Here is a 26,006-nt window from a genome sequence, read left to right on the forward strand (position 1 = left end):
CGCTTGGCCAGCAATTTCCATCCTGTTGCACCACCGTGCGGAGTTTTAATGAAAAGGTTTGCAAGTGCAGTCTGTCTGCCTGCTGTTCTGGTTTCTCTCTCCGCAGTCTCTGCGGCGCAAACCGCGGAGCCGCGCGCCGTCCTGAACAGTCCGGGCGAGACGATTGTTCTTGAGCCCTATGCACCGAATATTCTGCGCGTGACCATCAGCAAGGATGACGCAGCCGCCAAGGGCGCGCCCGGCTACGGCGTTGTAGGCAAGGCCGATGCGACCGGCTGGGCGCTGAAACAGACAGCCGCTGAAGACGAGTACCGCTCCGCCCGGCTCGTGGTCACTGTGCATCGCCCACATCCCAATCCGAATGCCAAGCCTGGCCGCCTGCCGGACACGGCGAAATACTTTTCCGGCTCCGCGCCGTGGGCAAATGTTTCTGTAAAAACGCCTGACGGTAAAACCATCCTGGACATGGTGGGCTGGGAGCAGGCCGACTACAACCACAAGGACGGCACGGCGCAGCTTGCCAACGACCGCAGGCCGAGCGACGGCCCCAGCTACGTTGTGGGCGCAACATTCCGCTCCCCCAATGACGAGCATTACTACGGCCTCGGGCAAAATCAGGAGGGTTTCCTCGATCATCGCGGCCATCCGGTGCGCTGCTGGCACGACTACAACTCCCCGGCCGGCCCAAGCTCCTGCGTGCCCTTTGCCATTACGAACAAGGGTTACGGCCTGCTGTGGGATAACCCCGCCAAGACCACAATCATTCCCGGCTTCAACGAGGTCACGCGCTGGCAATCCGAATCCGGCAGCCGCGTTTCGTACTTCGTCATTGCCGGCGATACCGCGGATGAGATTTACGCGGGCGTCAAGCTGCTGACCGGTCCCACGCCGATGCTGCCCAAGGCTGCGTATGGCTATATCCAGTGCAAGCAGCGCTATTCCAGTCAGGATGAAATTCTGGCGGTTGCCAAAGGCTATCGCGATCGCAAGCTGCCCGCGGATGTGATGGTCGTTGACTGGTTTTATTACACTAAGATGGGCCAGTTCGATATGGATCCCAAAGCGTGGCCGGACCCCAAGGCGATGAACGACCAGCTGCACAAGATGGGCTTTGAGACGATGATCTCCGTCTGGCCGCGTTTTGTGAAAGAAGATCGCTACTACGATCAGATCCTGAAGAATGGCTGGTTTGAGTCGCTGGCAGATGGCACGCCGGAGGACGGCCTGCCTTACGACAAAGCCGGTTCGGACATTGACACCACAAACCCTGATGCGGCGAAGTTCTTCTGGCAGATCTCGCGCGACAACATCCTTTCGCTGGGCTTTGATTCGCTTTGGGCTGACGAGACGGAGCCCGACCTGGCTCCGAACGGCGCTTTCTACCATGTTGGTCCCGGCACGGAGTTCTTCAACGTTTATCCGTACTTCCATACCAAGGCGCTGTATGACGGCTTCCGAGCCGATCTGCCGCAGAGGCGCGCGCTGGTTCTCTCCCGCGATGCCTATCTTGGCGCGCAGTCGAACGGAACCATCTTCTGGTCCAGCGACATTTTCGGCACCTGGGACACGCTCAAGCGCCAGATACCTACCGGCCTCGATTTCACGGCATCCGGTTTCGCATACTGGTCCAATGACACAGGAGGCTGGCAGTATCTGCCGCAAGTTCACAAGTCGGAACATCCGCCGCTGCTTGACCCCTCAGACGCGCGTGATGTGGTGGGACACAACGACGACTATCCGGAGCTCTACACGCGCTGGTTTCAGTACGCCACCTTCCTGCCGATCATGCGCACGCACGGCAGCCGCAAGGCCAACGAGGTCTGGTCCTACGGCAAACAAGCTGAGCCGATCCTGATCAAGTACCTGAAGCTCCGCTATGAGCTTCTGCCATATATCTACTCGCTCGGTTACAAAACGTGGACTACCGGCGCTCCCTTCATGCGTGCGCTGCCGCTCGATTTTCCGAACGACCCCAAGGTAGCCGATCTCCGCGATGAATATATGTTCGGGCCGGCGTTCCTGGTGGCTCCGGTCACGGACCAGGGCGCGACGAGCCGCCAGGTTTACCTGCCGGCAGGAGCGGACTGGTACAACTACTGGACAAATGAGCGCGTCCATGGCGGACAGACCATCACTGTGAACGCCCCGATTGACACCATTCCACTGTTCGTCCGTGCGGGGTCGATTCTGCCCCTCGGCTCGCCTGTTGAAAACACCAAAGAGCAGCAGGCGATTGCGAAGATCAAGGTCTATCCCGGTGCTGACGCGGAGTTCACGCTGTTTAATGACGACGGAACCACCTACGGCTACGAGCAGGGGAAGGGCGTTCTTACGCACCTGCGCTGGAATGACTCCGCCCGCAAGCTGTCTGGAGCCCCCGGCGCAGTAGCCGTGGAAATCGTAGGCCGATGAGTGCCTGCCAAGCGCCGCTCGTCACACGGACGGCGCTTTGGTGCGTCTAAGCATTGGCCGATGTACCCATGGCATCCCTGTTGCCGGGCACGATTCCACCCGTCCCGCACCCCCATTTGCCTCATTTACAATGACGAAGTAAGCAGGAACGAAAATACGAATGAGTCTTTTTTGTATGTCTTTTAAGCGGAAGATTGCCCTTGCAGGTGCGGCTTTTGTGTCGGCGTTTCTGGCCGGATGCGGCGCGGGGTATCGTCCCGTAGTTACGCCCACCAACCCAAGCGGCCCGCCAGCGCAGCCCGCTGCATATGCCACAGTTATTTCATCACCCTCCCTCACCTCCGCGGGAGTGGTCAACGTGGTGGATTACGCGGGTGACACAGTGCTCGCGCAGGCTCCGATTGGGCCCGGTCCGATCGCGTTCACTCTGGATCAGACGGGTGTGAATGGCTTTACCTTTAACAGCGACGGCACCGTCAGCGACTTTCCCGCCAACTCGACTCTCCAGGCGAACAAGGTGGTTCTTACCACTCTTCCAGCCGGCGCACAGCCCTTTGGATTCATGGCGCCAACCGCTCAGCTCTGGACAACGGACCTGACCTCGAACGACGTGGATATCTTCACTGGAGCGCAACCGGCCATCTTTAAGATCGCCATTCCTGTCGATCCCACGCCGATCATGGTGATTGGGCCTACCTCTTCATCGCAGCGCAACTACGCCATTACGCAGGGCGCGGTGGCAAGCTCCACGGCCTGCAATAACTCCCCATCTACGGGTCCCATGGGCGTTGCCGATGCCATCGAAACGGCCAGTGACACCATCTCCGTCAAGCTGCCTTTGGGCAAATGCCCGGTTTACGCCGTGCAAACGCCGGATTCGCAGCGTGTTTATGTGTTGAACCGTGGCGATGACACCATTACCGTCATCAACAGCCAGACCAACACGCTAGATAATCAGTGCCCGCCGCCGACTGGCTGCCTGAACAAGAGTGGGCAGCTATACTTCTCGCATCCCACGCTGCCGGTGTCGACCACCGCTGTTTCCGCCACAGGCATCACGCCGCCTAACGGTACGGCGGGCATGCCTGCTGTTGCCGAGCCGGTTTATGCCGAATACAACCTGGCCACTCAGCAGCTTGTAATTGCCGATTATGCTGGCGGCACCATCACCATCATTGATGTGAGCCTGGACTCCTACGGCAACGACAGTCCGACTTTCGGAACCACATACACCGTCAAGGTGGGCAACGGTGTAACGCCCAACCCTACCACGGTCACAGTTCTCTATGACGGCAGCCGCGCTTATACGGCCAATCAGAACGATGACTCGACCCTCAACGGCTCGGGGAACGGCACGGTGACTATCGTCAATGTCTCCAGTCACACGGTGGAGAAGACACTTCAGGTCAACGGCCACCCGCGCACGGTGGTTTCTACGCAGAATTCGCAGTACGGAAAGGTCTACGTTGCCTCTCCGGACAGCCCGTATCTCACCATTATCCGTACGGACCAGGACATTGTGGACACAACGGTACTGGTGCAGGGCAATGTTGTGGATGTGCGTGTCTCCTCGCAGAACGGCAGCGCGGGTAACTCCAACAACACCAGCCGACAGCCGGGATACGGTGTGCCGTGCAATCTATCGGCGCAGCAGTATGCTACGGCTGGAGTTACGCCCGGCTCGTTGTTGCAATGCGAGGCGCAGTCAATCTCAGCGTTGACGACATTGCCGTAGCCTGATCCGGTTTTACGCTGAAGGCCATTTCCGGTTCGGAAATGGCCTTCTTCTTTTGCGAGATAAAGTAAAGACATGGCTGCCCTAGCCAAAGCACGTATAGATACATTGCTTGTGGAGCGCGGGCTCGCGCAAAGCCGCGAGCGTGCCCGCGCGCTTATCCTTGCCGGCCGTGTTCTCGTCAACGAGCAGAAGATCGATAAGCCCGGCGCATCGGTTTCCGCCGATGCTGCGTTGCGCCTTCTCGGTAACGATCAGCCCTACGTCAGCCGCGGGGGACTCAAGCTGGCCGGCGCCATCCACGCATGGAAGATCGATGTGGCAGACCGCATCTGTCTCGACGTGGGAGCCTCGACCGGTGGCTTTACGGATTGTCTTCTGCAGCACGGCGCGGTACAGGTCACAGCCGTTGACACAGGCTTCGGCCAGATCGCCATGCAGCTCCGCAACGATCCTCGCGTCCGGCTGATGGAGCGCACCAATGCGCGCCTGCTTGAACCACGCTCGCTTATGATCGAACCTTTTCCCACGCTACTCGTCATGGATGTTTCCTTTATCTCGGCCACTCTGGTTCTGCCGGCCGTTCTTGCGGCCGCGCCATCTCTTATCGAGGCAGTCATCCTGGTCAAGCCGCAGTTTGAGGCGGGCCGTGAACATGTGGGCAAAGGCGGCATCGTTCGTGATCCTGCTGCCCATCAGCTTGCTGTCAGCCGTGTGGCGCAGTGCGTTCGCGAGCAGGACGGGGAAGTCGCCGCAGTGATCGAATCGCCTATCACCGGAGCAGAGGGCAACGTGGAGTTTCTGCTGCATGCGCGGTTCAGCGCTTGATTCAGCAGCCATTTATACTGACAGTCATATGTCTTATCTTCTAACCGGAGCGGCTGGCTTTATTGGCTTCCATGTCTGTCAGCGCCTGCTTCAGCGCGGTGAAGCCGTTATCGGGGTCGATAATGTCAATGACTACTACGACCCATCCCTGAAGGAAGCGCGTTTGGCGCAGTTGTCCGGCAAGCCGGGCTTTCAGTTCTATCGCACTGATATTGCCGATCACCATGCCGTGGAGGATCTGGCTGCGCGCCATCCTGAAATTACGCACATCATTCATCTGGCCGCGCAGGCCGGCGTCCGTTATTCGCTGGTCAATCCCTATGCCTATACGCATTCGAACATCGATGGCCAGATTGCGATGCTGGAGATGGCTCGGCATCTCAAGGGCTGCGAGCACTTTGTCTACGCCAGCTCATCGTCGGTTTACGGAGCGAACAAGAAGCTTCCCTTCGCGGTGGAAGATCGCGTCGATAACCCGGTTTCGCTTTACGCCGCTACCAAAAAAGCCTGTGAGCTGATGGCGCATTCCTACAGCCATCTCTACTCGATTCCGACCACGGGGCTGCGATTCTTCACTGTTTACGGACCATGGGGAAGGCCGGATATGTCCGCTTTTCTGTTTGTGAAGGCTATTCTGGCGGGCAAACCGATCAGCGTATTCAACAACGGTGACATGCGCCGCGATTTCACCTATATCGACGACATTGTCAGTGGCATTGTTGCCGTATCCGATCACATTCCAGGCGGAGATGGCCCGCCGTATCGGGTGTATAACATCGGCAATCATCGGTCAGAGCCGCTGATGCGGATGATCGGCCTGATCGAGGAGTCGCTCGGTAAGAAGGCTGAGATCGTCTTTGAGCCAATGCAGCCCGGCGATGTGAAGGAAACATTTGCAGACATTGAAGCACTGCGCAGCGACGTGGGTTTTGAGCCGTCTACGGCCATCGATGAAGGAATTCCGAAATTTGTTCGCTGGTATCGCGAGTTTTATGGCGTATAAGCGGGTCTGAATCCATATGAGCATGCTCCAGACAACGAGTGTTGAACAGGCCTCGGGAATCGGCACGCGACCGCTTTGCGTGGACCTGGACGGCACACTCGTCAAGAGCGATACGCTGCTTGATTCGTTGCTGCTGCTGGTGCGTATACGACCTCTACAGGCGCTTCAAAGCCCTGCGTGGGCCCTGCGCGGCAAAGCGGCTCTCAAGCGAGAAGTCGCTTCCCGGGTCACTCTCGATGTGACGCACCTGCCATATAACCGTCCGCTGATTGCATATCTCAAGGAGCAGAAAGCCGCTGGCCGCAAGATTTATCTGGCCACGGGCGCGGACAGCGAGACCGCGGAGCGCGTCGCAGCTCATTTCGATTTTTTTGACGGCGTGCTGGCCAGCGATGGCAAGACCAATCTCACCGGCGGCAACAAACTGGAAGGCATGCGGAACCGCTTTGGTGAAGAAGGCTACGACTACATCGGAAACTCCTTCGTGGATATTCCGCTGCTGCGTCATGCTGGCTCGGCGATGATTGCCAATCCCGACCGTGGACTTGCTTCGCGGCTTCGGCGCAGTGGCATCGTGATCGAGAGAGAGTTTGACGACAGAGCGGGCGCTCTTAAAACGTTCCTCAGTGCCATCCGGATCCATCAATGGGCAAAGAACGTGCTCGTGCTTGTGCCCTTTCTGCTCTCCCACTCGCTGACCGCCCCGCATATCGCCGCGGCTGTCATCGCTTTTTTCTGCTTCAGCCTGTGCGCCTCGGCCACTTACATCGTCAATGACATGCTGGATATCGATGCCGATCGAAGGCATCCACGCAAGCGCGCCAGGGCTTTTGCCTCTGGAGATATGTCCGCATTCACGGGAGCATTCGTCGCGATTGCGTTTGTTGCCGCTGCGCTCCTTGCCGCTCGGTTTCTGCTTCCCTCGGCATTTCTGCTCTGGCTTCTGCTCTATATTGCTTCCACGCTTGCCTATTCGTTCTATCTCAAGCGCATTGTGCTGGTGGATGTGATTTTGCTCTCCTGCCTGTATACGGTTCGTGTGCTGGCTGGTGGCGCAGCCACGGACGTACCCATCTCGCCCTGGCTCTCGGCCTTCTCCGTCTTTCTGTTCCTGAGCCTGGCAATGGTCAAGCGCTTCAGCGAGCTGCGGAATGCCCTGGAGCGGGGAACGAAATTTGCACACGGCCGAGGTTATCTCTCCGTGGACATCGAGCAGTTGCGCAGCTTCGGCACGGCCAGCGCCTACGCTGCCGTGGTGGTCTTTGCCATGTACATCAGCGGACGTGATGTCACGATTCTGTACCATCATCCTGGCCGTCTCTGGCTGGCAACGCCTCTCATGCTGCTATGGCTCAGCCGCGTATGGCTGCTGGCCTCCCGCGGCGAGCTGAATGAGGATCCCATCATCTTTGCCGTAACCGACCGCATGAGCCTGCTCATCGGCGCTGCGGTGGTGCTCATTGCCGTGCTTGCGGCGCTCTGATACCTGTCAGATTTATCAGGTGGATATTGACAGTAAACGTAAAAAAATGCTCAAGTTCTGTCGTCGTATGGTAGGGTGGTATTGCCATGACGGGGTCCGCTAAAGGATACGGCGTTTCGATCTCGCCGCACGAGCGTTCTTAGAGCGGCTTCGAGCGCCGGGCCACCAAATTCAATTGCCGGAGGATAAAGAGCATGCGCTCATATCTCATCAAAGCAGTAAGCGTGGCGCTATTTTCTCTAGCGCCGTATGCGTTGAACGGACAGGGAGCGGCGAAGGCGCCGTCGTATGGGGATTCGCCGTCGCGGTGGGATATATTTGCGGGCTACAGTTATTTGGGGCCACATGACACGGTGACGGTGTTGCAGCCGGGTGGTCAGTCGACGGTGGATGTGGAGTACAAGGCGATCGACATGGGCGCGATCGCAAGCGTGGCACGGTACTTCAACAAGTATGTTGGCATCCAGGGTGAGACGAGCCAGCATCATTTCAGCGTGAACTCGGACAACGATGATTTCAGCTTTTACCAGGGCGGTCTGATCTTCCGTTTTCCGGGCGAAGAAGTGACGCCGTTTATTCACGGTCTTGTGGGCGGAGCGCTTGTGGGCGGTCCGGAGCATGAGCCGCGGACGTGGGGCGCCAGCCTCACGGCGGGCGGTGGTCTGGATTACGCGACGCCGCTGTTCAACCATCATCTTGCCATCCGTTTGTTCCAGGTGGATTACAACTACACGCACGTGAACTTTGGCCCTGGAGTGTACGGCGGCCGGGCGAACATCGATTCGATACGTGCGAGCGCGGGCCTTGTGTATCACGTGGGCTCGATCCTGCCTCCTCCACCGATCACGCTGGCCTGCTCGGCGAGCCCCTCGGCGATCTTCCCTGGCGATCCTGTGACGGTGACAGGCACGGCAGGCGCGGTGCTTCCAAAGATGACACCGGCCTACACATGGACGGGTCAGGGTGTAACGGGCAGCGGTGAGACGGCGACGGTAGCCACAGCCGGTCTTGCTCCAGGCACGTACACGGTCAACGGCGCAGTGAAGGAAGGCAAGGGCGACAAGCCGTGGGAATCGGCGAGCTGCTCGGCGACGTTCGCGGTGAAGGCGTACGAGCCTCCGACGGTAAGCTGCTCGGTGACTCCGACGACGATCAAGCCGGGTGATTCGGCGACGGTGACGGCAACGGGCATGAGCCCGCAGAACCGCCCCCTGACCTACACCTATGCGGCATCAGCCGGCACGGTGAATGGTTCTGGCACGACGGCGTCGTACTCTTCAACGGGTGCGCCGACGGGACCTGTAACGATCACCTGCTCCACTGCGGATGACAAGGGTCAGACGGCAAGTGGTACGACAAGCCTGACGATCGAGGCGCCGGTTGTTCCTGCGACGCCGCACACGCAGACACTGTGCTCGATCACGTTCACCAAGGACATGAAGCGTCCGACGCGCGTAGACAATGAGGCGAAGGCCTGCCTGGATCAGGTAGCGCTGAGCTTGCAGAGCCAGAGCGACGCGAAGGCGGTTGTGGTGGGCGAGAAGTCTTCCGCGGAGGGCATGCCGAAGAAGGGCAAGCACGCGAAGATGGAAGCTGACTTTGCTGCGCAGCGTGCTGTGAACACGAAGGCATACCTTGTGGAAGAAAAGGGTATCGATGCTTCGCGGATCAGCGTGGCTACGGGCACGTCGGACTCCCAGGCGGTGGAGAACTACCTTGTGCCGGCAGGCGCAACGTTCGGCTCCGACGTCAACGGCACCACGCCGGTCGACGAGTCCGCAATCAAGCCCATCAAGCGCGTTCCCCTCGCCGAAAAACACCATAAGAAAGCCAAAATGTAAAACCCGCCGCAAGGCGTTAACAAAACAGGCTGGAGCTCACGCTCCGGCCTGTTTCTTTTGCGCTGTCTCTTCTGGCCTTCATCGACTGCACGTTACTTTGGTCCCTTGTCCTTTCGTGCAAAATTCTCTTCAGATAGTTTGCGTAGAATTAGGCCCGTTTGTGAAACACTCATAATCAGCAGAGAAAAGACGGCCCGAATCCATCATGGATTCGGGCCGTGGTCGTTAAGGGAGGGGAGGGGACCCCTCCCCCACCCCTTTTCACTGGCACAGTGAAATTCTGTAAATCTGGATTGCACAGTCCTGGAATGAAGACCGCATAAAGATTTTTGCAGGAGCTGTGGAACTGACCGTAATCCCCACAGGAAACATAGCTTCGGGATCTGCCCTGCACAGGATAACTCCACGCAATTCAAAAATTCGGTATCATCAAGCTATGCAGACGGAATCTCAGACCGCCCAACCGCATTCCTTAAGTACCCATTCTTTCCGTACGTATGATCACAAGCTTGAACCCATCGCCGCCAAAGTCTTTGCCGGCGACCGCCTCAGCTTCGATGATGGTCTTGCGCTCTATGGCTCAAAGGATGTTCTCGCTGTCGGCTGGCTGGCTAATTATGTCCGCGAAAAGCTTCACGGCGATGTGACCTACTTCAACGTCAATCGCCATATCAATCCGACCAACGTCTGCGTTGCCGCCTGCAAGCTCTGCGCCTTTGGCCGTAAAAAGGGCGACCCCGCCGGCTACACAATGGCGCTCGACGAGGCCTGGCAAACCGCTGCTTCAGGTTATTCGGAAGCTGTCACGGAGTTCCACATTGTCGGCGGCCTGCACCCCGATCTGCCGTTCGAATACTTTCTCGATCTGGTTAGCGGCCTGAAAGAGCGTTTTCCTAAGGTTCACATCAAGGCATTCACGATGGTCGAGATCGCCTTCCTGGCCCGCCGCGCCAAGCTCACCATTGACCAGACGCTGGTGAAGCTCCGCGAGGCTGGAGTGGATTCTATGCCCGGCGGCGGCGCGGAGATCTTCGCTCCCCGCGTCCGCTCTATCATCTGTGACCACAAGATCGATGGTTCAGAGTGGCTGGAAACAGCCCGTCTGGCCCACAAGCACGGCTTCCGCTCCAATGCGACCATGCTCTATGGCCATATCGAGAACGACGAAGATCGCGTCGATCATCTGGTCAAACTCCGCGAAGTGCAGGATGAGACAGGCGGCTTCCAGACCTTCATTCCGCTGGCATTCCATCCGGAAAACACGCCTTTGGATCACCTGCCCGTGACGACGGGCCTTACCGACATCCGCCAGATCGCCGTAAGCCGCCTGCTGCTCGACAACTTTGCGCACATCAAGGCGTACTGGCAGATGCTTACACCTAAAATCGCGCAGATCGCGCTTCGCTTCGGCGCGGATGATCTGGATGGCACTGTCATCGAGGAAAAGATCTACCATGATGCCGGAGCGACAACGCCGCAAGGCATGACCCGCAAGGAACTTTGCCGTCTGATTACCGAGGCCGGCCGCGTGCCCGTGGAACGTGACACGCTCTACCACGCTGTTACGCGTACGGAAGACAGCTTCGTCGTAGCGGTTTAGTTCATTCCTCGCGGGAGCTCATCTCGGCGAGAGAGGTACACCTGCAATGAACTTTGGTTCGGCAGCACTCATTGGTCTCGCCTGCGGCTTCTTGTGGGGTATTGGCTGTTCGCTGGCGATTCTCTACTCCATCTTCCTGGGTGGCTATCGCAGGGGCGTTGAGGACTCGCTGGCTGAAGTGAAGCCTGATCGCTACCGGCGTACTCTTGAAAAGATTGAAGCCCACCGGACAGAAGTGGACGCGAAGGCGAGGAAGTAGGCTATTCCGGTCTTGCTACCACTCCATTCTTCATCACAAAGCGCACTTTTTCGACAGCCTTGATGTCGTCGAGTGGATTACCTTCAACGGCGATGACGTCGGCATAGTACCCGGGCTTGAGCTCGCCGATCTGGCCCGCCCAGTTGAGCAGCTTCGCACCGTTGATCATGTCCGCCTGTAGTACGGCTAACGGCTTCATCCCGTATTCGACCATAAGCTCCAGCTCGCGAGCCTGTGTGCCATGAGGAAATGGGCCGACGTCAGAACCGACGGCGAATGGCACTCCCGCCGCAAGCTGTTTCTTGAACTGAGCCGCGTGATAGCTCAACAGCAGCTTTTCCTTGTGCGCGCCTTCCTCGCTTTCCGCATGAGCGGCAAAGTATTCCTGAATGGCAAACGTTGGCACGGCATAGATATGCTTCTCTTTCATTAACTGCATGGTCTGCTCGCTCAGCTGGTCGGCATGGTCAATGGAGGCAACGCCAGCTTTGGCAGCGTAAAGCGCGCCGGGTTCGCCTTCGCAATGCACGCCTACGCGCGTACCAACCCGCGCCGTCTCCGCCACGGCGGCTTCCAGCTCTGCCTGTGTGTATTGATAATTCGAGTGAAACTCGCCGTTCTGTGAGCTATCTTCTCCGGTCTCGTAAATCTTGGTGAAATCCGCGCCTTCCTTCAGTTGGCGTCGAATGGTCGTGACAAGCTCCGGAGCGTTATTCGCATAATCCGCGTTCGAAGATATATGTTCCGCGGGATTGAAGTGGATCGCATCCTCATGTCCGCCGAGCACGCTGATTGCGTTGCCACTAATGCGCATGCGCGGGCCAGGAATGATGCCGCGGTTGATCGCGTTGCGGACGGCCGTGTCCGCGGACCCTGCGCCTTCGGTTCCCATATCGCGCTCCGCCGTAAAGCCCCCTAGAAGATCTGCCTTTGCGGCCTGCTCGGCAAGGATCACGCGCCAGGGAACGGATTCGACTACAGTCTGAAGATCCTCTGCGCCGGGATGAAGGAACAGGTGTACGTGTGCGTCGATCATGCCGGGCATGAGGGTGGTGTCTCCGAGGTCGATCACCTTTGCGCCGGATGGATGCTCGACCGAGGAGCCAACAGCACGGATACGCTCGCCTTCGACGAGAACTTCGCCGGGGGCGAGGATTTTGCCGGTGTCGACTTCAAGGAGGCGCGCGGCGTGAAGGACGACGGGCGATGGCGGAGCCGCAGTGGTTTTTTGCGCATGCGAAGCTGAGGAAACGAAGGCCAGACCGAGGCTAAGTGCGAGCAAAGCGATGTCGGGATGCGATGGGAGGAACGACAAATGTTTCTGCATGGATACCAATATGCAGGGGCAGCGGCGAATTGTCGATGGGGAAGTTGCGCTTGTCTGAGCGAGAGACGAGCGGCGACGGCTATTGGCTGGCCGCCGCATCATCACCGTAGGTGGGATACGGCTCAAGCTCTATGCTCGTCGGCATTTTGGCGAGGGTTGCCAGATCGGCCTGTACTTGATTCCACGCAGCAGAGTTGTTCCTGGTGGTAATAGGCAGGCCGGGGTTCGCGTAGTAGGCTTCGATGTCTCGCTTGATATCTGGAGGAATGGGCTGATCGGGTTGGAGGGTGATGCGATGGAGCAAATCAGCATAGGTTGAGTCGGTAAGAGGGTAACCACCGGGCTCGACGATCCGGCCGGTGTCGAGATCGCGGTTGGGTAGCGGGTGGAGAGGGTCATGAGAGCGCAGATCATCGATTGCCGGAGCGGAATTCTGCGCGTGCGATGAGACTGAGGCGAGATTAACTGAAGGCTGGATGGTTGATGTGGAGCCTGAATTTGAGGGTGGCGTGAAGCGGGCCAACAGGCGGCGAAGAGTGGTTTCAGAGTAATTGACGCTGCGCATGTAGTCAGCTTCGGTATCTGCATTGGGGCCTTTGACCGAGACCAGTTTGAGAGAGCCGAACTTGGGAAGAATAAAGAGCAGGCCGGCGAGCGTGTAAGTGCCGATGCCAGCTTTGCGGCGGTAGAGCCGCCAGTTATTCTCAAGGTCTACCTCGGCAACCTGCTTGCGGATTTCGATGGCTTCAGGTGTATCGAGATCGGCAGGCTCGCTATTGTGATGAAGAAGCGTTACCGCATAAGCGATGCGCGGGATGAAGGAACGAGTGGCGAAGCGATAGGCGTTTACGTTGAAGCGGCGACCTTGCGTGGCGGAGAAGTTTTCCGTGAGGCCGTAGGTTTGATAGTAGGCCAGCGCGAGCTGTTTGATGGGAACCTGAAGCCCGATGTGGCGCAGGTAACGCAATGGCGCGAAACGATGATGCGCAATTTCATTAATGTCGAATGCGAATTCGGTTTGCACATGCTGATGCTTGCCTTCGGCATAGTTGACCTGAGGGCCGAAACGGGCGCGGAGCTGGGGAAATTCAATGGGAACGGCGAGATTGGTGGCCTGGGAGTGACCGATCGAATCGCCGACGTAGTGTGAAAGCGCACCAATGGCGAAGGCGAGCTCATTGGCGCTGTGCGCGTTGCGGAAGAGACTGACGACGAAGTCGCCGGAGCGCACATAGTGGGTGAGGTTGGAGAAGGATGCATCGCCGAAAGGGTAGTAGCCGATGTCTTGGATGACGCAGCCACCATAGGCATAGGCACGAGCCTGATCGAGCTGCTGGGGTGAGAGGCCGGGATAGCGGCTGAGGAGCAGAGGGACAATGGAATCTTTCCAGGCGAGGTCGATGAGCTGCTCGTGGGTAAGGAGGGAGTAGGCGAAGACGGGGCGGCAGGCCGCAAGGAGCAGCGAGAGTATCAGCAGAGTGTCCAGGATTCCCAGCTTCAGACGCATGTTTTGTACCCATGTATCAACTGCCTGGTGTGCATAGATGCATCCGGGAACGCAATGCGTTGGTCACCCTAGTATGCTGCAATGCCTGTAATGCTATGGCCGAGGATCAATGCGTGGATGTCGTGCGTGCCTTCGTAGGTCTTGACGGATTCAAGATTCATGCTGTGACGCATGATGGGGTAGTCATCCGTGATGCCGTTTGCACCGAGAATGTCGCGGGCCATGCGGGCTGTTTCAAGCGCCATCCAGACATTATTACGCTTGGCCAGCGAGATGTGTTCATGGCCGACTTTGCCTGCGTCCTTGAGGCGGCCCACGTGGAGGCTGAGGAGTTGCGCCTTGGAGATTTCACTGATCATCCAGACGAGCTTCTCCTGGATAAGCTGGTGGCTGGCGATGGGCTGGTTGTGAAATTGTTTCCTGGTCTGGGCGTATTGCAGCGCGGTCGAGTAGCAGTCCATGGCTGCGCCGATGGCTCCCCAGCTGATGCCGTAGCGGGCCTGGTTGAGACACATCAGTGGGCTCTTGAGACCGCCAGTGCCAGGAAGAAGATTGCTGGCCGGAATATGCACGTCTACGAGCGAGAGGCCGCTTGTGATGGAGGCGCGGAGGGACCATTTGCCGTGGACATCTTTGGCGGAAAAGCCGGGGCGGTCTGTTTCAACGAGGAAGCCGCGTACGCGATTATCCTCGTTTTCGACTTTGGCCCAGATGACGGCGACGTCGGCGATGGAGCCGGAGGTAATCCACATCTTTTCGCCGTTCAGGATGTAACCGTCGCCCGATTTGCGCGCTGTGGTGGTCATGCCGCCGGGATTAGAGCCAAAGCCGGGCTCGGTCAGGCCGAAGCAGCCGAGCTTTTCGCCCTTGGCGAGCGCGGGGAGCCAGGTATTTTTCTGTTCGTCCGAACCGAAGGTATAGATGGGATACATTACCAGCGCTGATTGCACGCTGACGAAGCTGCGGAAGCCGGAGTCGCCCCGTTCGAGCTCCTGCATGACGAGGCCATATTCCACATTCGACATGCCGGCGCATCCATAGCCTTCGAGATTTGCGCCGAAGAAGCCGAGTTCGCCCATCGTTGGGATCAACTCGCGCGGGAATCGGCCTTCGCGGAAGCACTCTTCGATGATCGGGACGAGGTTGTCATCGACAAAGCCCCGTGCTGTCTTGCGGACGAGCAGTTCATCTTCACTGAAGCCAGCGTCGAGATGAAGAAAATCCACATTCTGAAACTTGAAACCCATCGTTCTTACTCCAGAAATTCGCGTACAAATTCATTTTCACTATGCACCAGCTCATGCAGCGAGCCATCGAAGATCAGCCCTCCTTCATTGAGCATGAGGAAGGTAGTGCTTGTATGCGTTTCGCCCTCGGGGAGCGGGACCATTACGTTTTTTTCCTCGTCGAAGCGGTGCGTGCACATGGTAAACGCATCCTGCAGGCGATGCGTCACCAGCAGCGACGGTGTTTTGTAAACATCGCGCTGCTTGACGATCAGCTCAATGATCGTAGTGGAAGTGACGGGGTCGAGGCCGCCGGTGGGCGAATCATAAAGCAGCAGCTCGGGATAGTGAATCAGCGCGCGCGCGATGGCAACGCGGCGGCGCATTCCGCCGGACAGGCTGGAGGGAAAGAGGGAAAAGGTTTGTTCGAGGCCGACGAAGCGCAGCGCGACGTGAACGCGCTCGTCGATTTCCTCGTCCGGGGTCCGCTCCTGAACAAGCTGGTAGGCGACATTGTCGCGGACGGTGAGCGAATCAAAGAGCGCGCCCTCCTGAAAGACCATACCGGTACGTGCGCGCATGGGGATGAGCTTGTGTTCCGGCAGGCCGGTGATGGTCTCGCCGAGGATGGCCACGGTGCCGGAGTCAGGCTGGACGAGGCCATTGGCAGTTTTGAGCAGTACGCTTTTGCCGACGCCCGCCGGGCCGAGAAGAATGCGCGTTTCGCCGGGAGCGACGGAAAAGCTGATGTTCTTGAGGACCGGTGGCCCGTCAAAGGAGACCGTTATATCGCGAAACTCGAGAACTGGCCCAATGGCTTCGGGCGCGGATTCGACGGGAGATGCGAGCGGCGCATTCATCAGAAGCTGACCAGAACGATGCTGACAAGCAGGTCCACGAAGATGATGAGAACGGAGGCAAAGACCACGGCCTTGATGGTGGACTGGCCGACACCCTGCGTACCGCCGGTTGTCCTCATGCCATAAAAGCAGCCGATGGTGGCAATGATGAAACCGAAGAAGAGCGGCTTGGCAAGGCCCTGCAGAATGTCGCGGAAGTGCAGGTGCTGGTAAGCCATGGAGAAGTACTGGGTGCCGTTCTGGTCGTTCATGAAGACGGTAACGGCTGCGCCGCCGAGGATGCCGCAGAAGTCCGCAACGATGGTGAGAAAGAAGAGCATGACGGTGCAGGCGACGACGCGCGGCGTGGCCAGTTTTCGCATGGGGTCGACGCCGAGGGCACGCATGGCGTCAATCTGCTCCGTTACGACCATGGAGCCGAGTTCGCTGGCCATGGACGAGGCGTTGCGGCCGGAGACCATGATGCCGGTAAGGACCGGGCCGAGTTCGCGAATCATGGACATGGCGACGAACTGACCGGTGACGGCTGTGGCGCCGAACTGCTCAAGCGTAGCTGAGGACTGGATGGCCAGCACGCCGCCGGTGAAAAAGCCTGCGAAGACGACGATGAGGACAGATCCGACCCCAATGATGTCGCACTGAACGATGATGTCAGACCAATAAATGGGTGAACTGAAGAGATTCAGCGCAGCGCGCGTGGCGAACAGGAAATATTCCTGCAGGGAGAGGACAAATTCTTTGGCTGCTCTATCGATGGATTCGATTGCCATTCAGACGACAGAATAGCGCATTAGTGGGCTACCGCAGGAACCTAATTGCTCCAGTGCACTGATTTTGCGTGGCTTCTCTGCCTAGACAGCAGGAGGAGCGATTGGCGCATCTAACCAGAGAAGGCTGCCGGTGTGTCCGACCCAGACCGGCTCATTATTGTTGTTTTCTTCTATTTATTCCGGAGGGTTGGAATGCGGTCTTTTCGTTTACAGTTGATCCTTTCCCTTGTGGTTTGCGTCACTGTGGTTTCGCTGGCTTCAACTTATTTTGAAGTGCTGGCACATAAACATATCCTTCGTCTGGAGCTGGAGCGACGTGCATCCTCGTTTGGTGAAGTCCTACAGCCTTCGTTTGAGCAGGCTTTAGCCACTGCGCAGGGATCGGAGCAAAGTCCTTCTTATTACACTCCGTTGTTTGGCCGGCATGACGGAGCAGTCGCGGTTGCGCTTTACGATGCGCAGGGAAAGCTGCTGGCTGCCTCCGGTCCGGCGTCGGTTCTTTATGCAATCCATCCCGGTCCGATCCAGTCCACTCTGAAGCGTGGGACCAATTCAGCTCAGTTTAGCCATACAGGAAGCTTTGACTGGCTGGAGGAGGCAGTGCCACTCCATGTGAATGGAAATATTGCCGGTGCGCTGGTGGTCATGCAGGATGCGAATGCGATTCGCGCGGAAAACGCCATGGTGTGGCGCCACACTTTCTGGCGGATTGCAGTGTCGGTGGTTTTGATTGTGGGCATAACGGCGCTGATGGTGAGCTGGTTCCTGATGCGCCCGGCAAAGCAGCTGGCGGAACGACTCCGTCGTTTGCGTCTTGGACACGCGGGAGCCGATGAGCGCACTCATGGAAGAGAGATGAGCTTATTTACGCCGCTGGCGCGTGAGATGGAGACAATCACGGAAAGCCTGATTGAGGCGCGGGCCGCTGCCGCCACAGAAGCACGGCTGCGTGACGCGGGCGAGAGCTTGTGGACCGCGGAACGGCTAACGGCGCATGTGCGGCAGCGTGGCGGCACTGGAAAAGATGTGGGCCGCATCTTCGCGGTCTCCAATCGCGAGCCGTATATGCATGTTCGCCAGGGCAAGGAGACTGTGTGCGTGGTTCCGCCGAGCGGACTGGTGACGGCGATTGAGCCGGTTCTTCGCGCCTGCGACGGCGTGTGGGTGGCATCGGGCAGCGGCAGCGAAGATCGCGCGACGGTGGATGAGTTTGACCGGCTGCGGGTTCCGCCGGACGACCCGCGTTATACACTGCGCCGCGTGTGGCTGACGCCGGAGGAAGAATCGCACTATTACGATGGTTTTGCGAATGAGGGGCTCTGGCCGCTCTGCCATATTGCGCATACGCGGCCTATCTTTCGCGCGGCAGACTGGGAGGCGTACCAGGAGGTAAATCGCAAATTTGCCGATGCACTGCTGCATGAGATGGAAGGCAGCGAAGCTCCGTTCGTTTTTGTGCAGGATTATCACTTTGCGCTGTTGCCGCGAATGATCAAGAATGCGCGTCCCGATGCGCGCGTGGCGATTTTCTGGCATATTCCGTGGCCAAATCCGGAGGCGTTCGGTATTTGCCCGTGGCAGGCAGATTTGATCGACGGATTGCTGGGCGCAGATCTGATCGGGTTTCATATTCCGCTGCACTGCAATAATTTTCTGGATACTGTGGACCGGGTGCTGGAATCGCGTACGGACCGCGAACATATGACGGCACGACGCGGAGGCCACGTGACTACGGTGCGCGCGTATCCGATCAGCGTGGCGTTTGATGGATCCAACAGCGACCGGGTTACTGCAAGTCCAACGCTCGATGAACTGTTGCGGCCTTTAGGCACGCAGGCGGAGCGCGTGATTCTCGGTGTGGACCGCATGGATTACACCAAGGGCATTGTCGAGCGGCTGATGGCGTTTGAGCGGCTGCTGGAAGAGCATCCATGGCACCGGGAGCGCGTGACGATGGTGCAGATCGCCGCGCCGAGCCGCACGCGAATTCCGAGCTATATCGAGTTGACCCACCAGGTGGAGTCGCGCGTGGCGGAGATCAATTCGCGCTTTGGCACGCAGAACTGGAAACCGGTGGTTCTGATGGCGCGGCAGTGCAGCCATGAAGAGGTGTCGCAGTGGTATCGCGTGGCGGATTTATGTCTTGTGACCTCTCTGCATGACGGCATGAACCTGGTGGCGAAGGAATATATTGCGGCGCGCGGGGATGAGGACGGTGTACTGATACTGAGCAAATTTACCGGTGCGGCGGTGGAGTTGCGCGATGCGCTGATTGTGAATCCGTATGACATTGACGGCGTAGCCGAGGCGATGCATCGCGGCCTGGAGATGGAGCATATGGAGCGCCGGCAGCGCATGGTCCGCATGAGACGTCATGTGATGGAGCACAACGTCTATCGCTGGGCCGCGTCTGTACTGGGAGACTTGCGCGAGCTGCACATTGAAAACGCAGAGCCCGCCAGCGGGTTGAAGCATGAGCCCATTGTTGTGCGCGTACGCGATGAGCCGCGCCGCAAGAGCGCATAGATAGAGGAGTGGGTAGAGGAATTTTATGACGAACGAAACGTTATCGAAACTGGATCAGTTCTTCGCAAGCTTTGCGAGCAATCACGTTCCGCTGCTTCTGCTTGACTATGATGGAACGCTTGCGCCCTTCCGCGTAGACCGCTCCAAGGCAAAGCCGTTCAAGGGAGTACGTGAGGCTCTGGGGCGCATCCAGGCTGAAAGGCAGACGCGGATTGTGGTCATCACGGGGCGTCCTGCGTGCGAGATTTCGTTGCTGCTGCGCGGTTATCCGCCGGTGGTGGAGCAGCCTGTGGAAGTCTGGGGACTGCATGGAGCAGAGCGGCTGCATCCGGACGGGAGACGCGAGATCGATGAGCCGGCGCCTGAGACACGGCGGACGCTGGATCAGGTGCGTGAGTATCTGCGGCACCACAACCTGGGCGGCGAGTTTGAAGATAAGCCTAATGCGGCGGTGATGCACTGGCGTGGGGCTTCAGCGCGCACAGCGAAGTTTATTGAGCAGCGCACGCGGGAGATGTTTGAGCCACTGGCAGCGCGCCCGGGGCTGAATCTGCTGGAGTTTGAATCGGGGCTGGAGCTGCGAGCGGGACGAAATAAGGGCGACGCGGTGCGTGCGCTTGCAGCGGAGATGCCTGCGGGAACCCCGATTACCTACCTGGGCGACGATTACACAGACGAGACCGCGTTTCGCGCGGTGAATGAGACTGACGCGCCGCATCTGAGTGTGCTGGTTAAGCCAGCGAAGCGGGAGACATCGGCCGAGGTATGGCTGCGGCCGCCGAGCGAGTTAAGGGGGTTTCTGAAGCGGTGGTGGAAGGCCGCGCCGAAGCTATCCAACGCGCGGAGCGCGCCTGCAGAGTGGGGCGATGAAGAGGAACTGGAGCAGGCGAGTTAGAGTTGATCAGGCGGCGTTAGTGGTGGCGGGACGCGCGGCTACTCGCGGATACGTTTACGGATTTCGATGTTGAGGCGCTTGATCTTCTGGTTGAGCGTGGAGAGCGGAATGCGGAACTGCTCGGCGGCATCGGTCTGATTCCAGTTGCAGCGCTCCAGCTTTTCAACGATGATGCGGCGCTCGATGTCTTCTAGGATGTCGAAGAGCGAGGCGTTGGGGTTGTGCTCAAGGAGCGCATCCTGGAAACTGCGGCCTGTGATGTGGCCTGGAAGCAGTTCCGAGCCGATGAGCTGGTTCGAGGAGAGAACGACGCCGCGCTCGATCGCGTTTTCAAGCTCGCGGACATTGCCGGGCCACTCGTAATCAATGAGTGCACGCATGGCGTCCGACGAAAGCCTGCGTAGGGGAAAGCCGTTTTCATTTGAATAGAGATCAAGGAAGTGCTGCACGAGCGGAGGAATGTCCTCGCGGCGGGCGCGCAGTGGCGGCAGATCCACGGTAATGACGTTGAGGCGGTAATAGAGGTCTTCCCGAAATTTGCCTTCGCGCACGGCCTGGCGCAGATCGACATTGGTGGCGGTAATGATGCGGACGTCGACCTGAATTTCCTGGATGCCGCCGAGGTGCATGAAGCGCTTGTCCTGCAGGGCACGAAGGATCTTAGCCTGCGTGTCAAAGCCCATGGTGGCGATTTCGTCGAGGAAGAGCGTTCCGCCGTTGGCGACTTCAAAGAGGCCTTTCTTGGAAGCGACGGCGGAGGTAAATGCGCCCTTGACGTGGCCGAAGAGGGTGGATTCGAGCAGCTCCGAAGGCATGGCGCCGGTGTTAATGGGCACAAAAGGCTTATCACGGCGCGGCGAGTTGGCGTGAATAGCCTTGGCGATTAGCTCCTTGCCGGTGCCGCTCTCGCCCTGAATGAGCACAGTGGAGCGCGAGGGAGCGATCTGCGCTACAAGATCAAAGATGCGCAGCATGGCGTCGCTTTTGCCGACTATGTTGCTGAAGTTATAGCGCTGCTTGAGGGTGCGCTTGAGCTGGAGGTTTTCTTCCTCGGCGCGGCGGCGCGCTACGGCGGAGCGAATGTCGGCGAGGAGCTTCTCGTTGTCCCATGGCTTCTGGACGAAGTTTTCCGCGCCGGCGCGAATGGCTTCAACGACATTGTCCACGGTGCCGTAGGCGGTGATCATGATGACGGGCGTTTCCGGCTGCCGCTCCTTGATGAGCGGAAGCAGCTCGAGGCCGGTGCGGCCGGGAAGCGCCAGATCGAGGAGGATGAGATCGAAGTTGTCGAGCTCGAGAATGCGCAGTCCCTGGTCGCCGTCGGAGGCCATCTTGACGTTGTAGCCCTCAAGGGTGAGGAGCACTTCGAGCGAATCGCGGATGGCGGCTTCATCGTCGATGACAAGGATGCGGGCCGTGGAGGTGCCAGTAGGCGCTGCAGTGGATGTATTGAACGATAGGTCGACCTCAGGCATGGATAGATTTCCTTAATAAGGGGAACTCGAGATGAAAGGTTGTGCCGGAGCCCATCGCGCTCTCGACGTGAATTTTTCCCGCGTGCTCCTGAATGATGCCGTAGGAGACGCTGAGGCCGAGACCGGTGCCGCGCTTGCCGTCGGCTCTGGGGATGGTTTTGGTGGTGAAGAAAGGATCGTAGATACGCTTGAGATGATCGGGCGAAATACCTGAGCCGGAATCTGAAACGACCGCTTCCACGTGGCCGTTGACGAGCGTAGCGACGCGCAGGCGTCCACCGCCGGGCATGGCGTCACGCGCGTTGAGGAGCAGGTTGAGGAAGACCTGCTGCAGCTTTCCGGCGTTGCCCTGGATTTCGGGGAGTTCATCGACGAGTTCGAGATCGACATCGATCTGCGCGGTCTTGAACTGGTGCTCAAGGAGCGAGAGCGTGTCGCGGATGACGGCGTTGAGATTGGTGGCGCGCATCTCTGTGGTGGAGGTGCGGGAGAAATTCAGCAGGCCGTTGGCGATCTCCGCGGCGCGGAAGCTTTGCTGCGTGATTTTCTCAAGCACCGGGCTGAGGCGCTCATCGCCTTTGAGTTGCTTGGCGAGCATCTGCGCATAACTGGAGATGACGGCGAGCGGGGTGTTGATTTCATGCGCGACGCCGGCGGCGAGAAGGCCGATGGAGCTGAGCTTGTCGGCCTGCGTGAGCTGCGTTTCGAGCGAAATGCGCTCGGTGATGTCATCGACGAGGATGATGCGGCCAACGGAGACGAAGTCGCGCGACATGAGCGGCGCGATGGCGATGTTTACAGTGAGTTGTTCTTCAGCGCGGGTCGTCAGGCGGAACTTGTAGAGATGATGGACGCCGCTCTCATTGCGGAAGGCGCTGAGGGCCTCAATGAATTCGGCGGGGAAGACTTCGTGGATCGGACGGCCAAGGGCTTCGGCGCGGCTGAGCGCGTACATGGCCTCCATCTGCGCGTTCCAGCTTTCGATGCGGTCTTCGAGATCGATGGCGAGGATGCCGACGTTGATGGATTCGACGATGTTTTCGTTGAATTCCTTGAGGCGTTCGAATTCGACGATCTTGGCTTCGAGGCGCGTGTAGAGGCTGGCGTTCTGGAGAGCGATGCCGATGTAGCTGGCGAGGGATTCGAGCAGTTCCACGTCTTCTGAAGAGAGAAAGTCGCCATCGAGGGTGCGGCCGAGGCCGATGACGGCGATGGAACGCGTGGTGGCGCCGGTTTGCGATCCGGATCCGTCCTGAACGCGGCACGGGAGATAGTAGTTGAGGTCAAGGAGTGCGGCGGCGCGACGCTCATCCTCCGGCAGGTGAAGAGCATGCTGCGCATTTTCGAGAAAGATGTGGGTGTGCTGGCTGCGGTCGAAGTTGAGGAAGCCGAGAGCGAGGCGTCCGGGCTCGCGGGCTGTATTTGCCTCTTTTGGGAGGCCGTGACTGGCGGCGAGGCAGAGCTGACTCTGACTGGGGTCCGGGCCGCAGTGGAGGAAGATGGCGACGCGTGAGACGAGAAGGGTGCGCGGAAGCTGTTCGACAATGGAGGCGAGCAGCGCGTTAAGGTCGGTTTCCGAGCTCAAGCCGCGGCCGAATTCGATGAGGGCCTTACGATAGTCGTAGCGGTTCTGGTCGAAGATGCGATCGACCCATCCCTGAATGCGGCGCTTGAGCGGCTCAAAGCAGGCGAGGACGAGAACGATGGCAATGCCTTCGCCGTAGCCACGGACGGCGGCTGGAAGCTGATTGTGCGCGAGGCCGGCGACGAGGGCGATGACTCCAAAATATGCGCCGAGGCTGACGCCGGTGGCGAGCGTGTAAGCTACGCCGCGCTTGAAGATGAGGTCCGTATCCATGAGGCGATAACGGACGATGGCCCAGCTGAAGGTGAGCGGAAGAAAGACGAGCGAGAGGCCGGCGAGACGCGTGACAAGGACCGGCATCCTGAGATCGAGCAGGAAGGGAACTGCGAAGAGCAGCGTGAAGGGGAGCACGGCGAGGAGCGTGCCGCGGGTGAGCCACTTGAGCTGCTGGCGGAGGAGCGGCGTGTTGGCCTTGCGATAGCTCCAGATAAACTGCGTGGCTGCCAGGAGATAGAAGAGGCTGAGGTATGCGTAACTGACCTGATCCAGGCGATGCGCGAGCAGACCGGTGGCCTGCCAGCGGGCGATGGCCCAGATCCATAGGGCGAGGACGGCAGTTCCGGGCGCGTAGATGAGCGGGAGAATCCAGCGGCGGTCGGAGTTGCGGAGACGCTCGTCCGGACTGTTTGAGGCGGCGAAGCTGAGCGCGAAGTGGAGGAAGAGCGCAGGCTGAAGGGCTTCCGCGACGTGATTACCCCAGTAGACACTCCAGTCGAGAGTGTCGAACTTGCCGGTGTACTTGAGGGCGTAGAGCGCGAAAGAGACCAGGCAGAAGAGATAGAAGTGCATGGCCCGCGGCGCGGTCCAGCGGCGAAAGAGAACGTAAAGCCCGATGGCGAGATAGATGAGGCCGATGACGCGCTCGGCCTGCGAGAGGCTGCGGTCGGCAGGCTCGGGAATGACGAGCAATGGCGTTTCGAGCCGGTAGCCATCCCGGGTGATGAAGTAGTGCAGACTTCCGAAGGGGCCAACCCGGTAGAAAGCACTCTCGATGTCGCTCAGCCGGGTGACAGGCGCAGACGACGCGTTCCTTGGAGCGGTTGGATTCGATGAGAACTGCTCGAGCTCTTCGATGTTTGTTACGGGAGCAGTGCTGATGGCGGTCAGCAGGTCATTCTGCTTGAGTCCGGCGCGCGCGCCTGGACTGCCGGGGAGCACACGCTGGGCGATGAGGCCGGAACTGCCTGGCGCCTCACCCCACCAGACGCCGTCATCGGGCTGCGCCCAGACGCCCTCCTGCCGGAAGTTCCAGACCGCCAGCAGGACCAGCCCGGCCGTGAAGACGGCCAGAAGCATGGCTTGCAAACGATTGGAAAGATTGGTCTCCATGGTGAAGTGCTGAGCTTACAAAGGTGTGACTAAGAGTGGAAGCACGTTGTATGCCACGAGGCCGAGTGGCTGCCAGGACTTTCCAGTAGACCCCAATTTGATGAGACTACGCAAGTTAAGGACGTTTGGGCGGCCGGATAGTTTTGCTCGGATGCGGGAAAAGGTCAACAGGAAATACAAAAAATGGTATATATAATACCAAAAATGGAATTTCAGTATAAAAATTAGGACCTTTACGGTTAATTTGCGTGCTTTGCACCGAAGCTGGTGCAGGGGGGATGGGGGAGGGGGGTGGGTGGGTGGCTTATGCAGCGGTTGGTTTTGGGAGTGGTGTTACGGAATTGCAAGGCGTGAAGTTGTTGCTCATGGGAAGTCTCCGGGTAAGGATTTTGAGGAAGAAGAAAACGGCATGACCTGAAGCCATGCCGTTCCGTTTTTCTGCTCTATATCTATTGTCGCAAAAGGGCAGGAAATTATGTGCAAAGTGGACGAAGTTTTTTGATGTTTAGAATCAATGATTTAGAAAATAGTTTTTCAAGAAGGGCTTGACAAGTTTTCCACAAGGGGTCGGTAGAGAGAAGACACACGGAAGATTCCTCGACTCACCGCCCCCAGACTGAAGAAAGCGTCTGGGGCCGTGTTCGCTCAGGGTGACACGCTTGAAGGAAGGCCAAGCGGCAATAATTAGATGGAAGCGGCGAGGAAGATCGGCTTTACCAAGGCTTCTATCTTTGCGGCCATTTCCTCGGCTGGAATGCGATCGGGAGTCTGGTACCAGCGGCTGGCGGCTCCGAAGATGGCCCAGGCTGCGGCGGCTGCAAGGAGCTCGACGTCGGTTCCGGGACGGGCCTCATGGTGGGCCGCACCTTCCCGGAATATGTCCTCCACGGCGGGGATGATGGAACCTTCGAGGGGCAGCTTGGTTAATTGAGATGGACAACCCGCTGTGTCGGCGAGGTAATCCAGAACCCCGAGGGATATGGCGCGCAGGGCATTGTCGCAATCTGTAAAAGTAAGTCCGCGGCGCGTGATAAGGCTGCGGAAGCGTGCGGCTGTCATGGCCTGTAGCAGCGCGTTTTTGTCCGGGTAATGCAGATAGAAGGTGCCCCGGTTGAGGCCAGCTTCATCAGCGATCTCCTGGATGGAGATGTCGTTGAGCTCTTTGCGAGTCAATAACCTGGACAACGACTCCATCAACATACTGCGGCTGCGGAGGACACGGGGGTCCGTGGCTTCCGCTATGTCGCCGGATTGAAGTGTGTCGGTCATTGCACTCAAGCATATC

General features: G+C 58.6%; 18 protein-coding genes. 10 read left to right on the plus strand and 8 right to left on the minus strand.

Features of this window, described 5'->3' with window-relative positions:
* Positions 1 to 48 precede the first annotated feature (48 nt).
* The 8 genes from VO84_RS00410 to VO84_RS00445 all read left to right on the plus strand — a co-directional run bounded on the left by VO84_RS00410 (position 49) and on the right by VO84_RS00445 (position 11,161).
* Positions 49 to 2,412, plus strand: a complete 2,364-nt coding sequence (locus tag VO84_RS00410; RefSeq protein ID WP_058185311.1) for a glycoside hydrolase family 31 protein — start codon at positions 49 to 51, stop codon at positions 2,410 to 2,412.
* Between the two features lie 175 nt (positions 2,413 to 2,587).
* Entirely contained in the window at positions 2,588 to 4,147 is a 1,560-nt protein-coding gene (locus tag VO84_RS00415) for a YncE family protein (RefSeq protein WP_058185312.1), read from the plus strand.
* A 75-nt stretch (positions 4,148 to 4,222) separates the two neighbouring features.
* Positions 4,223 to 4,975: a TlyA family RNA methyltransferase gene (locus VO84_RS00420; protein WP_058185313.1), complete on the plus strand. Its 753-nt coding sequence runs from the start codon at positions 4,223 to 4,225 to the stop codon at positions 4,973 to 4,975.
* 28 nt (positions 4,976 to 5,003) lie between these two features.
* Positions 5,004 to 5,978: an NAD-dependent epimerase/dehydratase family protein gene (locus VO84_RS00425; RefSeq protein WP_058185555.1), complete on the plus strand. Its 975-nt coding sequence runs from the start codon at positions 5,004 to 5,006 to the stop codon at positions 5,976 to 5,978.
* Between the two features lie 22 nt (positions 5,979 to 6,000).
* On the plus strand, positions 6,001 to 7,461 hold the full coding sequence (locus VO84_RS00430) for a UbiA family prenyltransferase (protein ID WP_157439671.1): 1,461 nt from the start codon (positions 6,001 to 6,003) through the stop codon (positions 7,459 to 7,461).
* A 194-nt stretch (positions 7,462 to 7,655) separates the two neighbouring features.
* Complete coding sequence (locus VO84_RS00435) at positions 7,656 to 9,302, plus strand: OmpA family protein (protein ID WP_082661569.1); 1,647 nt, start codon at positions 7,656 to 7,658, stop codon at positions 9,300 to 9,302.
* 436 nt (positions 9,303 to 9,738) lie between these two features.
* Positions 9,739 to 10,902 carry an aminofutalosine synthase MqnE gene (mqnE, locus tag VO84_RS00440; RefSeq protein WP_058185315.1) on the plus strand — a complete coding sequence of 388 codons (1,164 nt, stop codon included), beginning with the start codon at positions 9,739 to 9,741 and terminating at the stop codon, positions 10,900 to 10,902.
* A 46-nt stretch (positions 10,903 to 10,948) separates the two neighbouring features.
* Positions 10,949 to 11,161: a hypothetical protein gene (locus tag VO84_RS00445; RefSeq protein ID WP_058185316.1), complete on the plus strand. Its 213-nt coding sequence runs from the start codon at positions 10,949 to 10,951 to the stop codon at positions 11,159 to 11,161.
* A gap of 1 nt (position 11,162) precedes the next feature.
* On the opposite strand, the gene VO84_RS00450 is transcribed toward VO84_RS00445, so the two are convergent.
* The 5 genes from VO84_RS00450 to VO84_RS00470 all read right to left on the minus strand — a co-directional run bounded on the left by VO84_RS00450 (position 11,163) and on the right by VO84_RS00470 (position 16,851).
* Positions 11,163 to 12,488, minus strand: coding sequence for a metal-dependent hydrolase family protein (locus VO84_RS00450; protein ID WP_058185317.1), 1,326 nt, complete (start codon positions 12,486 to 12,488; stop codon positions 11,163 to 11,165).
* 79 nt (positions 12,489 to 12,567) lie between these two features.
* Positions 12,568 to 13,995, minus strand: a complete 1,428-nt coding sequence (locus tag VO84_RS00455; RefSeq protein ID WP_058185318.1) for a zinc dependent phospholipase C family protein — start codon at positions 13,993 to 13,995, stop codon at positions 12,568 to 12,570.
* 68 nt (positions 13,996 to 14,063) lie between these two features.
* Positions 14,064 to 15,242, minus strand: coding sequence for an acyl-CoA dehydrogenase family protein (locus tag VO84_RS00460; protein WP_058185319.1), 1,179 nt, complete (start codon positions 15,240 to 15,242; stop codon positions 14,064 to 14,066).
* Between the two features lie 5 nt (positions 15,243 to 15,247).
* Complete coding sequence (locus tag VO84_RS00465; RefSeq protein ID WP_058185320.1) at positions 15,248 to 16,081, minus strand: ABC transporter ATP-binding protein; 834 nt, start codon at positions 16,079 to 16,081, stop codon at positions 15,248 to 15,250.
* Positions 16,081 to 16,851, minus strand: a complete 771-nt coding sequence (locus VO84_RS00470; protein ID WP_058185321.1) for an MlaE family ABC transporter permease — start codon at positions 16,849 to 16,851, stop codon at positions 16,081 to 16,083. Before VO84_RS00470 ends, VO84_RS00465 begins: the two co-directional genes overlap by 1 nt.
* A gap of 192 nt (positions 16,852 to 17,043) precedes the next feature.
* Here VO84_RS00470 and VO84_RS00475 point away from each other — a divergent pair, with 192 nt between their 5' ends.
* Positions 17,044 to 19,377 (plus strand): alpha,alpha-trehalose-phosphate synthase (UDP-forming), encoded by a 2,334-nt coding sequence (locus VO84_RS00475; protein WP_058185322.1) that lies wholly within the window; start codon positions 17,044 to 17,046, stop codon positions 19,375 to 19,377.
* Between the two features lie 25 nt (positions 19,378 to 19,402).
* Positions 19,403 to 20,272 carry a trehalose-phosphatase gene (otsB, locus tag VO84_RS00480; RefSeq protein ID WP_058185323.1) on the plus strand — a complete coding sequence of 290 codons (870 nt, stop codon included), beginning with the start codon at positions 19,403 to 19,405 and terminating at the stop codon, positions 20,270 to 20,272.
* A gap of 38 nt (positions 20,273 to 20,310) precedes the next feature.
* Here the strand turns inward: otsB and VO84_RS00485 are convergent, their stop codons facing one another.
* From VO84_RS00485 to VO84_RS00495, 3 genes are all read right to left on the minus strand, one after another.
* The gene (locus VO84_RS00485; protein WP_058185324.1) at positions 20,311 to 21,747 is read right to left on the minus strand and encodes a sigma-54-dependent transcriptional regulator; all 1,437 of its coding nucleotides are present in this window, start codon (positions 21,745 to 21,747) and stop codon (positions 20,311 to 20,313) included.
* A complete protein-coding gene (locus tag VO84_RS00490; protein WP_058185325.1) occupies positions 21,740 to 24,721 on the minus strand; it encodes an ATP-binding protein in 2,982 nt (993 codons plus the stop codon). Before VO84_RS00490 ends, VO84_RS00485 begins: the two co-directional genes overlap by 8 nt.
* 684 nt (positions 24,722 to 25,405) lie before the next feature.
* A complete protein-coding gene (locus tag VO84_RS00495; protein ID WP_058185326.1) occupies positions 25,406 to 25,990 on the minus strand; it encodes a TetR/AcrR family transcriptional regulator in 585 nt (194 codons plus the stop codon).
* Positions 25,991 to 26,006: the final 16 nt, after the last annotated feature.

This window comes from Occallatibacter gabretensis (assembly GCF_001449115.1).
GTDB classification, from domain to species: Bacteria; Acidobacteriota; Terriglobia; order Terriglobales; family Acidobacteriaceae; genus Telmatobacter; species Telmatobacter gabretensis.